11 protein-coding genes are annotated in these 11,313 nt (G+C 69.6%); 5 read left to right on the top strand and 6 right to left on the bottom strand.

Annotated elements, in window-relative coordinates:
* Nucleotides 1–42: 42 nt before the first annotated feature.
* Nucleotides 43–711: a 4'-phosphopantetheinyl transferase family protein gene (locus VHD82_RS20815; protein WP_325706238.1), complete on the bottom strand. Its 669-nt coding sequence runs from the start codon at nt 709–711 to the stop codon at nt 43–45.
* A 130-nt stretch (nt 712–841) separates the two neighbouring features.
* On the opposite strand from VHD82_RS20815, the gene VHD82_RS20820 reads away from it, so the two are divergent.
* The gene (locus VHD82_RS20820) at nt 842–2,011 is read left to right on the top strand and encodes an acyl-CoA dehydrogenase family protein (RefSeq protein ID WP_325706241.1); all 1,170 of its coding nucleotides are present in this window, start codon (nt 842–844) and stop codon (nt 2,009–2,011) included.
* On the opposite strand, the gene VHD82_RS20825 is transcribed toward VHD82_RS20820, so the two are convergent.
* The 5 genes from VHD82_RS20825 to VHD82_RS20845 all read right to left on the bottom strand — a co-directional run bounded on the left by VHD82_RS20825 (nt 2,008) and on the right by VHD82_RS20845 (nt 7,618).
* The gene (locus VHD82_RS20825) at nt 2,008–4,218 is read right to left on the bottom strand and encodes a hypothetical protein (RefSeq protein ID WP_325706244.1); all 2,211 of its coding nucleotides are present in this window, start codon (nt 4,216–4,218) and stop codon (nt 2,008–2,010) included. The two genes, VHD82_RS20820 and VHD82_RS20825, sit on opposite strands and share 4 nt — an antisense overlap.
* 141 nt (nt 4,219–4,359) lie before the next feature.
* Nucleotides 4,360–4,683, bottom strand: a complete 324-nt coding sequence (locus VHD82_RS20830) for a hypothetical protein (RefSeq protein ID WP_325706247.1) — start codon at nt 4,681–4,683, stop codon at nt 4,360–4,362.
* 57 nt (nt 4,684–4,740) lie between these two features.
* Nucleotides 4,741–5,382 carry a TetR/AcrR family transcriptional regulator gene (locus VHD82_RS20835; RefSeq protein ID WP_325706250.1) on the bottom strand — a complete coding sequence of 214 codons (642 nt, stop codon included), beginning with the start codon at nt 5,380–5,382 and terminating at the stop codon, nt 4,741–4,743.
* Nucleotides 5,373–6,899 carry an AMP-binding protein gene (locus VHD82_RS20840; RefSeq protein WP_325706253.1) on the bottom strand — a complete coding sequence of 509 codons (1,527 nt, stop codon included), beginning with the start codon at nt 6,897–6,899 and terminating at the stop codon, nt 5,373–5,375. Before VHD82_RS20840 ends, VHD82_RS20835 begins: the two co-directional genes overlap by 10 nt.
* On the bottom strand, nt 6,896–7,618 hold the full coding sequence (locus tag VHD82_RS20845) for an enoyl-CoA hydratase/isomerase family protein (protein ID WP_325706256.1): 723 nt from the start codon (nt 7,616–7,618) through the stop codon (nt 6,896–6,898). Before VHD82_RS20845 ends, VHD82_RS20840 begins: the two co-directional genes overlap by 4 nt.
* A gap of 48 nt (nt 7,619–7,666) precedes the next feature.
* Between VHD82_RS20845 and VHD82_RS20850 the strand changes: the two genes are divergently transcribed.
* The 4 genes from VHD82_RS20850 to VHD82_RS20865 all read left to right on the top strand — a co-directional run bounded on the left by VHD82_RS20850 (nt 7,667) and on the right by VHD82_RS20865 (nt 11,293).
* Complete coding sequence (locus tag VHD82_RS20850; protein WP_325706259.1) at nt 7,667–9,250, top strand: amidohydrolase; 1,584 nt, start codon at nt 7,667–7,669, stop codon at nt 9,248–9,250.
* 4 nt (nt 9,251–9,254) lie between these two features.
* Entirely contained in the window at nt 9,255–9,704 is a 450-nt protein-coding gene (locus tag VHD82_RS20855) for a GNAT family N-acetyltransferase (RefSeq protein WP_325706263.1), read from the top strand.
* 28 nt (nt 9,705–9,732) lie between these two features.
* Nucleotides 9,733–10,419, top strand: a complete 687-nt coding sequence (locus VHD82_RS20860; RefSeq protein ID WP_325706267.1) for a metal-dependent transcriptional regulator — start codon at nt 9,733–9,735, stop codon at nt 10,417–10,419.
* A 67-nt stretch (nt 10,420–10,486) separates the two neighbouring features.
* The gene (locus VHD82_RS20865; RefSeq protein ID WP_325706270.1) at nt 10,487–11,293 is read left to right on the top strand and encodes an LLM class flavin-dependent oxidoreductase; all 807 of its coding nucleotides are present in this window, start codon (nt 10,487–10,489) and stop codon (nt 11,291–11,293) included.
* Nucleotides 11,294–11,313 lie beyond the last annotated feature (20 nt).

An 11,313-nucleotide genomic window follows, 5' to 3' on the forward strand; every position in this document is an offset into this window, starting at 1 on the left:
CAACGCGAGCCAAGACCCCGCCACGCCCACGCCCCGCCCGCCCTAACCAGGCCAAAGCTGTTCCCGCACCTCGATCTCCTGCGTCGTGAGGACCGCGACCGCCGCGCGATAGCCCTCGCCGGGGGTGAGGTCCGCGAGACGGGTCGTCGCCGGGTCCAATGCCGCGTCGGAGGACGCGGCGAGGCGGCCGTCGATCAGGGTGATGCTGTGCAGTGGGATTTTGAGGCCCTGCCCTGTCGCCTTCATCAAGGCTTCCTTACGCGTCCAGTACTGGAAGAACGCCGTGACCTTTTCCTCGGCGCTCAACCCGGTCAGCGCCTCGCGCTCGGTCTCGTTCAGGGCGTATTCGATCAACGGATCATCAGCGCGGCGGGTGTCGGTTTCCACGTCCAAACCGACAGGTGCGCTGGTCACGGCCAGGCCGATCCGGTCGCCGGAGTGCGAGATCGAGAACTCGGTGCCCGCCAGCCGGGGTTTGCCGTGGGGTTTTCCACAGTCGGCGCAGGTGGCGTCGAACCGGATCGTCTCCGGGGACCGGCCGAGCCGGTCGCCGAGCACCGTTTTCGCCAGCACCCGGCCGGTCAGGAAACGGCGCTGGTCGATCTCCCGCCGGTAGGCCTGATGCCGGCCGCGCTCCGGTTCGTCGAGGAAAGTCAGGTAACGGGACTCGTTGGGCAAGGGCTCGGCCCACCACACCGCGCACTCGATCACGCGCCCAACCTACGCCCTGCGCGAACGCCACCGGGCGACCCTGCCGGGGCGCTCGGGTTTCGGGGTGGCCGGGGTTTGCGTTAGCCTTGAGGTAAGCAAGCGCTTAGTAACTCGCCTTGGAGGGCTCGCGATGGACTTCACTCTGAGCACGGAAGAGCGTGAGGTGCGGGATTGGGTCCGCACCTTCGTGCAGAAGGAGCTCACCCCACTGGAACCCGAAGTGCTGCGCCGCGAGCGCGCCGGGCAGCCGGGGCTGACCGCGGAAGAGCACCGGAGCCTGCAGCTCAAGGCGAAGGAATCGGGCTTCTGGGGCGTGCAGACCCCGGAGGAGTACGGCGGCATGGGCCTCTCGGCCGTGATGACCGCGCTGCTCGAGGCCGAGTTGGGCAAGACGTTCGTGCCGTTCCGGTTCGGCGGGTCGGCGGACAACATCCTGTTCTACGCCAACGAAGAGCAGAAGCAGCGTTACCTGCTGCCGACCATCGCGGGTGACCGCAAATCCTGCTTCGCCATTACCGAGCCGGGCGCCGGCTCCGACGCGAAGGCCATCCGCACCACGGCCCGCAAGGACGGCGCCGACTGGGTCATCAACGGTGAGAAGACCTTCATCACCGGCGGGAACGAGGCCGACTTCGTGATGGTCTTCGCGGTCACCGACCCGGAGAAGGGCGCCAACGGCGGGGTGACCTGTTTCCTGGTCGACCGCGAGGCGGGCTGGAAGTCCGAGTACATCGACACCATGGGCGAATGGGGCCCGGCCTCGCTGATCTTCCAGGACGTGCGGGTGCCGGAGAGCCAGATCCTCGGCGAGGTCGGGAAGGGCTTCAACCTGGCGATGCAGTGGATTGGCCGCGGCCGCTACCTGCTGCCCGCCCGCGCGATCGGTTCGTGCGAGCGGTTGCTGTCGATGGCGATCGAGCACGCGAACACGCGTGAGACGTTCGGGCAGAAGATCGCGGAGCGGCAGGCGATCCAGTGGATGATCGCGGACTCCGGCGTGGAGCTGGAGGCGCTGCGCTGGCTGGTGCTGCACGCCGCCTGGCAGGTGGACCAGGGCATCGACTCGCGCCACGCGCAGTCGATCGCGAAGCTGTACGGCGGCCAGAAGGCCAACGAGATCGTGGACCGGGTGCTGCAGATCCACGGCGGCATGGGCTACACCCGTGAGCTGCCGGTGGAGCGCTGGTACCGCGAGCTGCGGCTGCTGCGCATCTACGAGGGCACGGACGAAATCCAGCGCCGCACCATCGCGCGCAACCTGCTCAAGGGCCACGTGAAGGTGGGCGGCGTGCTCGGCTAGAGCCGCCAGATCACCATCGTCGGCAGCGTGAGGGCCCTGGGCGCGAGTGCGTCCAGGGCCTTTTCGTGCACCGGCGCCCGGGTGTCCGCGACCAGCCAGCGCACGCCGCGAGCCCGCAGCGCGTCGAGTACCGAGGGGGTCGGCGCGGTGAACGCGGTCAGTTGCTCAGCCAAGCGCGGCTGGTCCCAGAACGGCTGATTGGCGTACCAAACCGTGCTCTGCCAGGCGGAATCCAGATTGCGCGGCGCATAGGCCCAGCCTTCGACATCCACCCGCCGCTGCGCGAAGGCCCCCATGTCGTACAGCTTCCCCGTGCACGGATCCGGAGTGCGCTGGGTGCACACGCGGTTCACGGCCAACACGTCGTCGCGTCCCGCATGCGCGTCCAGCCAGCGGCCCGCGGCGAGTTCGTCGCGCGTCACCGGCAGGTCCGTGTCGGCGACGGCGGTGACCGCGTGGTTGTAGCTCGGCGCGGTGGATGCCTGCGTCAGGTAGAGCCCGGTGGACAGCAGCCCGGTGCCGAGCACCGCGAAGGCCACCAACGCCCGGCGCCGAAGCACGAAGCCGAAGATGCCGATCACCAGTACCGCCGCCGCCAGCGCGGTGAGCGGGCCGAGCTTGCCGGTGATCGACGAAGGTGGGTGACCGCCCGCGAACCAGGCGATGACCAGCGTGCACACCGCACCGAGCCCCAGCCCGGCCCAAGCCGTCCGGCCCCAGCGCAGCTCGCTGATGCCCCAGGCCGAACCGACCAGGCCCACGGGATACGCGGCGACCAGGAAGTAGATGTTCGAGTTTCCCGGATGGCGGAAGACGAGCATCGCGCCGAGGCCGGCGAGCACGGTACCCAGGAAGATCCACATCGCCGGGTCAAGGGGCCGCCTGCGCAGCAGCGGCAGAAAACCGACGAACCTGGGCAGCAGTGGCACCAGGTAAAGCACGGCCGCGGCCAGCAACGGGGCGAACGGAACATGAGGCGGCGCAAGGAACAGCTCGCTGCCTCTCGGCGGCACGGCATTCGGGAACAGGTTCGCGGCCGTCTGCCGGATCGACCCGCCGAGCCCGATCTGCAGACCGTAATCCCCGCCGTTGTACATGGTGCACCCTGCGATCAGCAGCACCCCGCCGACGAGCAGGTTGATCGCCACCGCCCGCCACACCACCATCCACTTGCGACGGACGAGCAGCGCGCCCAGCGCCGGCACCGTGCCGCCCAGCAGCACCGCGAGATCGGCCGATTTCGCCCCCGCGGCAAGGAGAACGAGCGGCACCAGCAACCACACCGGCACCGCGCGATCGTCCGGCGACCGTCGCAGCACCGCGACCACCACACCCGCGACCGCGACCGTGGGCAGCCAGCCGAACGCCGACGTGAGCGACGAGGCCCAGTAGCCCTGGACCATCAGGGGCGCGTCGCCGTCGGTGGACCAGACGGTGGCGACGGTTGCGCCGGTCACGGTCAGCAGCGCCGCGCAGACCGCCCCGGCCCGCGCGGTGCCGGCGACCCGCCGGGCCACCACGGCGGACAACAGCACGACCGCCGGAAACAGGGTTACCGGCACGAGCCGGAGCATCGAGTCGAACGGATCCACCCCGGTGCCGGTGGTCAGGTGTGCGGTGATCGCGTGCAGGAACCAGTGGTATGCGAACGGATCTCCACTCACCAGCGGATATCCGGGCCACAGGGTGCGCCGCAGCTCCCCGAGGACGGCGACCTGGAACGTGGTGTCGTAGTAGTACCCGTGCCCGGCCGCGCCCGGGTCCAGCGGGTTGTAGCGCAGGTAGTCGGTGGTCATCCAGGCGACGGCGACCAGCAGCGCGCCGACGACACCGAGGTTCGCGCCGAGGCCCCAGCCTGGCGCCGGTCTGGCGAGAATTCGCTTACGTGCGACCGGAAGCGTCAGCAGTACGACGGTGACGACCGGCCCGAACACCCACGGCGGCGGCGCCCAGGGCAGCACCACGTCCAGCGCCCAGCCGCCCATCGCGACGACGCAGCCGGCGACGGCGGCCCAGGCGAGATCTTCGATCAGTGGGGCGGAGGCCGCGCGCACCGCGCGGACGAGGGCGAAACCCGGGAGCAGGATGCCGGTGCCGATGGCGAGCGCCCATTGGCCGAGCTCGGCCAATGGGGTGCCGGTGGCGAGTTGCGTCCAGGCCCAGGCGAGCAGAACGACGCACCAGGCGGCTGGTATCGCACGACGCATTCCACGTGCCCCTCTGGTCCGGCGGCACGTCGCGCCATTCGATGATCTCCGGGAAGCCCGCACAGCTTACGGAGGCCCGGATCGGCCGGGGAAGGGGCACCGGTGTGGCGGGGTGCCCCTTCCGCTCGGCCGGAGAGGAGGTTAGCTGGACTGGGCGCGCAGGGCGATCGGCACGCCCGCTAGGTCCTCCTCGTTGCACAGAACTTTGACGTCGTAGTAGGGCGAACCCTCACGTTCGTCGTAGTCGAGGTGAATGGCGAGTACGTCGAGCGGCTCGCCGAGCCACTCCTGTGCGTTACGCAACCAGGTGGCGCAACGCTGGAGTGCGGTGGGTAGGTCGTCGTCGCGGAATTCCACGGGACGGTAAGGCACGTCCTGTACCTGATCGCGAGGGTTTGTCGGGACCGGCAGCCCTGGTGCGAGACCCGAGTCGTCCAGTTCCAGTTGGATCGTTTGCTCACTCACCCTTCGAGGGTCCCTCAGTTACGCCCTCCGGGCAAGGTATTGCCCGAGAATCCCCAGCTAGAGGGGCGTGCGCCACACCGTCGATACCACCTCGGACGCGGCTCGTACGGCGGCCGCGCAATCACTTTCCGCACTGGCGACCATGCGCAGCGCGAGCATCGCGTAATGAATGGCGAGGTGATCGAGTTCCAGTGGCCCGCGCGGCGAATACCAGCGGGCCACGCCGTTGCACATTTCCAGCAGTGCGAGCCTGGTCACGGCCGGTTGTGAGTCGTGGAACACGCCCTCGGCCAGGCCGTCTTGAATCGTTTCGGCCCACAGTTGTTCGTAGGCGTCGCGCAGCCGCACGATCTCGCGCCGCGTGGCCGCGGAAAGCGCGTGCACCTCGTTGTCGACCACCCGGGTTTCGGCTGGCCGGCGGGCATGGGTCAGCACGTGCAGGGCGACCAGCGCGGCCAGCCGCGCCGGGGGATCGGCCTGCCCCGCGGCGACCTCGCGGGCACCGGTGAGCAGTCGCGTGAGGCATTCGCGCATGATCCCGGCGAGGAGTTCCTCCTTGGTGCCCATGTAGTGGTACAGGCTTGCCGAGGAGAGTTTGGCCGCCTGTGCCAGATCGCGGATGCCGGTGCCGTGGAAACCTTTGTCCGCGAACAGTTTCACCGCCGCACGGCGGACTCGTTGCTCGCTGGTCAGAGCCATGTGTGCCGGACCCGGTCGTAGGTGGGCAGGCTCGACTCCCGCAGCTGCGCCTTGGCGACGCGTTCCGACGGGGTCAGCGGCAGGGAGTCGGCGAGTGTCCAGTAGCGCGGCACCTTGAAATACGCGAGCTTCCCCGCGCAGAACTCCGCCAGTTCCTCCGGCTCCGCACCGGCTGCCAGCACCACGAACGCCTTCACCTCTTCGCCGCGCAGTTCGTCCGGCACCGCGACGACTCCGGCCAGCCGGACCGCGGGATGCAGCAGCAGCGCGCGCTCGACCTCGTCGGCGGAGATGTTCTCGCCGCTGCGGCGGATCATGTCCTTCGTCCGCCCGACGTAGAAAATCCGGCCGTGGACGTCCATTGTGGCCAGGTCGCCGGTGTGGAACCAGCCGTTGCGGAACGCCCGCGCGGTCGCCTCCGGATCCTGGTAGTAGCCGTGCATCAGGCCGACCCCGCGCAGCACGAGCTCACCGGTTTGCCCTCGGGGCAAGGGTTTCCCGTTCTCGCCGACGATCATCGCCTCACGATCGCGGGTGGGGGTGCCGATGCAGCCGGTGCCGACGAGCTCGTCGTGGTCCAGCTCGGACATCCGGATGTCGGCACCGGTTTCGGTCATCCCGAACGCCTCGAACCACGGCGCGCCCCAGCGGCGTTCCAGCGCCGCATGGAGATCGGGCGGGATGGCCGAAGCGCTGATCGCGCGCACGTCGTGCTCCCGATCGACCGCGCTTTCCGGGGTGCGCAGCAGCAGTGTCGGCATCAGGCCGAGGCAGTAGAACCAGGTGACCCGGTACTCGCGGATCCGCTCCCAGAACGTGGCGGGATGGAACCTGTCGAGCACGACGAGGGTGGCGCCGGAGGCGAGGCCGAGCACGACGTTCCACTGTGGATCGATGTAGTGGAACGGTTGCGCGGTGAGGATCGTGTCCTCCGCCGAGATCGCCGGGAACTCGCTGACCAGGCCGCGGGCGAGGGTCAGCCAGTAGCGGTGCGGCAGCACGCACCCTTTGGGGGCGCCGGTGGTGCCGGAGGTGTACTGGATGTTCACCGCCTGTTCCCCCGCCGCCTCGAATTCCGCCGCGGCAAGGGATTCCGCGTGCAGCTCGTCGACGGTGAGTACGCGTTCCAGCGCTGTCTCGGCGGCGATCCGCTTGAGCAGCCCGGCGAACTCCGGCCCGGTGACCGCGAACCGGGCGCCGGAATGCCGCAGCACGTGTGCCCCGTCGAGCTCGCGGTAGTTGACGTTGACCGGGACCAGTATCGCGCCGATCTTGGCCAAAGCCAGCCACAGCAACGGGAATTCCGGCTCGTTGCGCAGCATCACGGCCACCCGGTCGCCCGGCTCGGCGCCGAGTTCGAGCAGCGCGAACGCCAGCCGGGTGCTGCGCCGCTCCACCTCGGCGAACGTGCAGCGCAGACCGGTCTCGTCGAAGATCCAAGCGACGCGATCCGGCCACTGGGCGGCCGCTCGCCGGACGAGGGTGACGAGATCGTCGACCTGATCGAGCGGGATCAACCCCGGCTCCGGAAGTCTTCGGCGGCGCGGGCGACTTCAGGCGTGTTTTCGGTGATCAGCGCGTGGCTGATCTCCAGCTCCAGCGCAGCGTCCAGGCCCGTGTCCGTGTCGAGCGCGCGCTTGGCCAGCGTGACCGACGGGCGGGCGGCGATGCGGTGGGCCCAGTCGCTCGCCGCCGCCAGCACGTCCGCGAACACCGCGTTGACCAGCCCCAGTTCCGCTGCCTTCCGCGCGTCGATCCGTTCGCCGAGCAGGACGAGCTCCTTCGCCTTCAACGGGCCCACGAGCTGGGGCAGCAGCCGGGACGCGCCGCCGGTCACGCTGAGCCCGAGCCCGGTTTCCGGGAACGAGAACACGGCGTCCTCGGCCGCCAGGATCAGGTCACAGCCCAGCGCGAACTCCGCGCCCGCGCCGATCGCGTAGCCGTGCACGGCGGCGATGACCGGCGGCAACGTGCGCAACCGTCGGGTGACTTCCTGCAGTCGCTCCAGCCGGGCCCGGGAATCGCCGCCGGGCGTGGGCTCCTTGAGGTCGTGCCCGGCGCAGAACGCGCGGCCGCGCCCGGCGAGCACCACGGCGCCGATGTCGGCCTTCGCCACCTCGTCCAGCGCCGTGAGCAGGTCGTCGACCAGGACGGCGTTGACGGCGTTCAGGCTTTCCGGCCGGTTGAACCAGACGTGCGCGACGCTGTCGGTGCGGGAGACCTCCACGGTACTCATGCCGCCGAGTCTAGACGGCCCGATCGATCGATCGATAGGGTCGGCGCTATGCGAGTCGATGCCGTGTACGAGAACGCGCGGGTGCTTTCCGGTGATCGCTGGGTTTCCGCGGTGGCCGTGCTGAACGGCCGGGTGGTCGCGCTGGACCAGGACGCGGAGTCGTTGTCCACGGCGAACCGGGTCGACCTCGGCGGCGCCGTCGTGGTGCCAGGGTTCCACGACGCGCACAACCACATGGCCTGGTTCGGGATGAGCCTCGACGAGGTGTCGCTCGGCGAGTGCGAGCACGTGGACGAGGTGTACGCGGCGATCGCCGAGCGGGCAGCCGAACTGCCCGAAGGCAGCTGGGTGATCGGCAGCGGGTACGACCAGAATCGCTTGGTCGGCGGGCATCCCACCCGGCACGGGCTGGACCGCGTGGCGCCGGGACACCTGGTGCGGCTGCGGCACACGTCGGGGCACATGTGCGTGGTGAACACACTGGTGCTCGACCGGCTCGACCTGGCGAACGTGCCTGTCGGTGGCGATGTGGCGCGCGACGAACAGGGCTCGCCGACGGGGTTGCTGCGCGAGCAGGCACAGTTGTTGTTGCAGCCGCTGACCTTCCCGACCCCGGTGGAGACCGTGATCCGCGCGATCGACCGGGCCGGCGAGCGGTACCTGGCCGAGGGCATCACGAGTGTGCAGGAGGCCGGAGTCGGCGGTGGGCTGGTCGGCGAGACGCCGATCGAGGTCGCGGCGTACCAGCAGGCGCGGGATCGCGGGCTGTTGCGTGTGCGCACCACGCTGATGGTTTCCTCGGCGATGCTGCACGAGCTGCCCGCCGGCACCGGGTTCGGGCTCGATCTGGGGCTGCGCAGCGGGCTGGGTGACGAATGGGTGCGGATCGGGCCGATGAAACTGTTCGCCGACGGTTCGCTGATCGGGCGCACGGCGGCGATGCACGAAGATTTCGCCGGCGAGCCGGGCAATCGCGGCTACTTCCAGCTGCCCGAAGAAGAGCTGGCGGACACGATCTTCAGGGCGCACGCGGCGGGCTGGCAGATCGCGACACACGCGATCGGGGACAGGGCGATTTCCGTTGTGCTGGACGCCTATGCGGCCGCGCTGCGGGCGAATCCGCGCCACGATCACCGCCACCGCATCGAACACTGCGCCGTGCTCTCGCCCGCGGAGCTGGCGCGCGTCGCCGAGCTGCGGCTGATTCCGGTGCCACAAGGGCGATTCATCACCGAAATCGGCGACGGGATGGCCGCCGCGCTCGGCCCGGATCGCGAGGACTGGTGCTACCGGCAGAAGTCCTTCCTCGACGCGGGTCTCGTGCTGCCGGGCAGCTCGGATCGGCCCGTGGTCAACGGCGCCCCGCTGCTCGGCATGATCGATCTGGTGCGGCGGCGCACGTCGAGTGGCCATCTGCTCGGCCCTGACGAGCGGCTCACGCCGAAGCAGGCCCTGCGCGCGTACACGTATGGCTCGGCGTACGCGGCGTTCCGGGAGCGGGAGGTGGGCGTAATCGAGCCGGGGAAGCTCGCCGATTTCGCCGTGCTGAGCGCCGATCCGCTTGAGAACATCGAGCAAGCGAGCGTGCTGGCGACCGTGGTCGGCGGGGCGCTGGTGTACGAGAGGGGATGAGCGGATGCCGGTCCGGGACGCCGAGGTCGCCGACGCGGCGGAAATCTGCGCGCTGATCGAGGAACACGCGCGGTACGAAGGCAACGAGACGCTGGTGCTCGATCGCGCGGAGATGACCAAACACCTGTTCGGGCCAGAGCCGAAGGCATGGGTGCTGATCGCGACGCCGCCGCGGCGGCCGGACGTGGTGGCCGGATTCGCCTTGTGCTCGTGGAACTTCTCCACCTGGGACGCGCGGCCGGGGATCTGGCTGGACGACCTGTTCATTCGTCCGGACCACCGCAGGCACGGGCTGGGCAGGGAGCTGCTGAACGCGCTGCGGGCGCGGACCTCGGGCCGGGTGGAGTGGGAGATGAAGGACGGCAACGAGCGCGCGGCCGCCTTCTACGCCCGGCTCGGGGCCGAGCCGGTGGGCGGGTGGATCAAGTACCGGTGGTCGCCGCCGCAGCAATGAGTGACCTGTACCCCGTAGAGTTGTTCGCATGCCTGACAGCCCAAGCCGCCGGTCGTCGTCCTCGATCGAGGACTACATCCGGGTGATCTATGGCCTGGTCGAGCGCGGTGAGGCGGTCACGAACACCTCGCTGGCCGGACGGCTGGAGGTGAGCCCGTCGTCGGCGTCGGGCATGGTCACGAAGCTCTCCCAGCAGGGGCTGGTCGAACACGTCCCGTATCGCGGGATCGAGCTGACCCCGGCCGGGCGGCTGCTCGCCCGCGGGGTGCTGCGGCGGCACCGGCTCATCGAGAGTTACCTGGTCCAGGAGCTGGGCTACACCTGGGACGAGGTGCACGCCGAGGCCGACGCGCTGGAGCACGCCGTCTCCGACCGGCTGGTCGAGCGCATCGCGGCGAAGCTGGGCAATCCGGTGCGTGATCCGCACGGCGACCCGATCCCGGCAGCGGACGGCAGCGTCGAGGAGCTGCCGACGCGGCTGCTCGACCAGCTCGAGCCGGGCGCGGTCGGCAAGATCGTGCGGGTCTGGGACACCGACCCGAACCTGCTGCGGTACCTGTCCGACAACGAGATCGGGCTCGGCGAGCGCATCGAGGTGGTGGAGCGGCAGCCGTTCGGCGGCCCGCTGGTGGTGAAGGTGGGTTCGCCACCGGATGCGACAACGCACGCGCTGGGCAAGGAAATCGCGCAGGCGCTGAGCGTCGCCGTACTCTGACGCGCGTACGCCCGGTTGACGTCCGTCGGCGGATGTGATCGTCGCCCGACGGGGCCACGATCGGAGCATGACTGATCGACCGTTTCGCTTCGGCATCGTCGGTAGCGCGCCCGACCTGCCGTCCTGGACAGCACTCGCGCGCCGCGCCGAAGACCTCGGCTACGACACTCTCGTCTCGCCCGATCCGCAGCTGGAGCTCGACCCGTTCACCATCCTGTCCGCCGCCTCGGCGGTGACCACCCGGTTGAAGGTGGGCACGTGGGTGGCGGTCGACAAGTTCCGCGACCGGCGGCTGCTGGACTGGCAGGCGCGTTCGCTGCACCGGTTCACCGGCGAACGGTTCGAACTGGGGCTCGGCACGGGCCGTCCGGACGCGGCCGAAAGGGTGGCGTCCTTCGGCGGTTCGTTCGGCACCGGCGCGGAACGGCTCGCGCACCTGGAGGAGACCATCGCGTTCCTCAAGCGCGAGCCCGGTCCACCGTTGCTGCTCGCCGCGGGCGGGCCGAAGATGCGGGCGCTGGCCGCGCGGGAGGCGGACATCGTGACGTTCGCGTGGCAGCCGCGGACAACCGAGGCCGAGGCGAAGTCCATTGTGGACGATTTCCGTCGATCGGGTGATCGGTTCGACGACGTGGAGCTGGCGATGTCGTTGTTCGCCGTCGGCGACAAGCCCGCACCGTGGCTGGAGAAGTTCATGAAAGTGAGCGTGGCGACGCTGGCTGCCGAAGGCGCGATGACGGTGCTACCAGGCAGTCCGCGGCAGAACGCGGACCGGCTGCTGCGCTGGCGCGACGAGCTGGGATTCTCCTACCTCACCATCAACGCGGCCTTCGTGGACGAGTTCGCCGAGGTCATCGCGCTGCTTCGCGACTGACGCGCGGCACGTATCGTAGG

It is taken from the genome of Amycolatopsis sp., assembly GCF_035546795.1.
GTDB lineage: Bacteria > Actinomycetota > Actinomycetes > Mycobacteriales > Pseudonocardiaceae > Amycolatopsis_E.

What these genes read in the sequence shown, in the direction of transcription:
- VHD82_RS20845 (WP_325706256.1), bottom strand. Translation starts at nt 7,618, where the DNA reads ATGAGTACCGTGGAGGTCTCCCGCACCGACAGCGTCGCGCACGTCTGG.
- VHD82_RS20865 (WP_325706270.1), top strand. Translation starts at nt 10,487, where the DNA reads ATGACTGATCGACCGTTTCGCTTCGGCATCGTCGGTAGCGCGCCCGAC.
- VHD82_RS20850 (WP_325706259.1), top strand. Translation starts at nt 7,667, where the DNA reads ATGCGAGTCGATGCCGTGTACGAGAACGCGCGGGTGCTTTCCGGTGAT.
- VHD82_RS20855 (WP_325706263.1), top strand. Translation starts at nt 9,255, where the DNA reads ATGCCGGTCCGGGACGCCGAGGTCGCCGACGCGGCGGAAATCTGCGCG.
- VHD82_RS20825 (WP_325706244.1), bottom strand. Translation starts at nt 4,218, where the DNA reads ATGCGTCGTGCGATACCAGCCGCCTGGTGCGTCGTTCTGCTCGCCTGG.
- VHD82_RS20860 (WP_325706267.1), top strand. Translation starts at nt 9,733, where the DNA reads ATGCCTGACAGCCCAAGCCGCCGGTCGTCGTCCTCGATCGAGGACTAC.
- VHD82_RS20820 (WP_325706241.1), top strand. Translation starts at nt 842, where the DNA reads ATGGACTTCACTCTGAGCACGGAAGAGCGTGAGGTGCGGGATTGGGTC.
- VHD82_RS20835 (WP_325706250.1), bottom strand. Translation starts at nt 5,382, where the DNA reads ATGGCTCTGACCAGCGAGCAACGAGTCCGCCGTGCGGCGGTGAAACTG.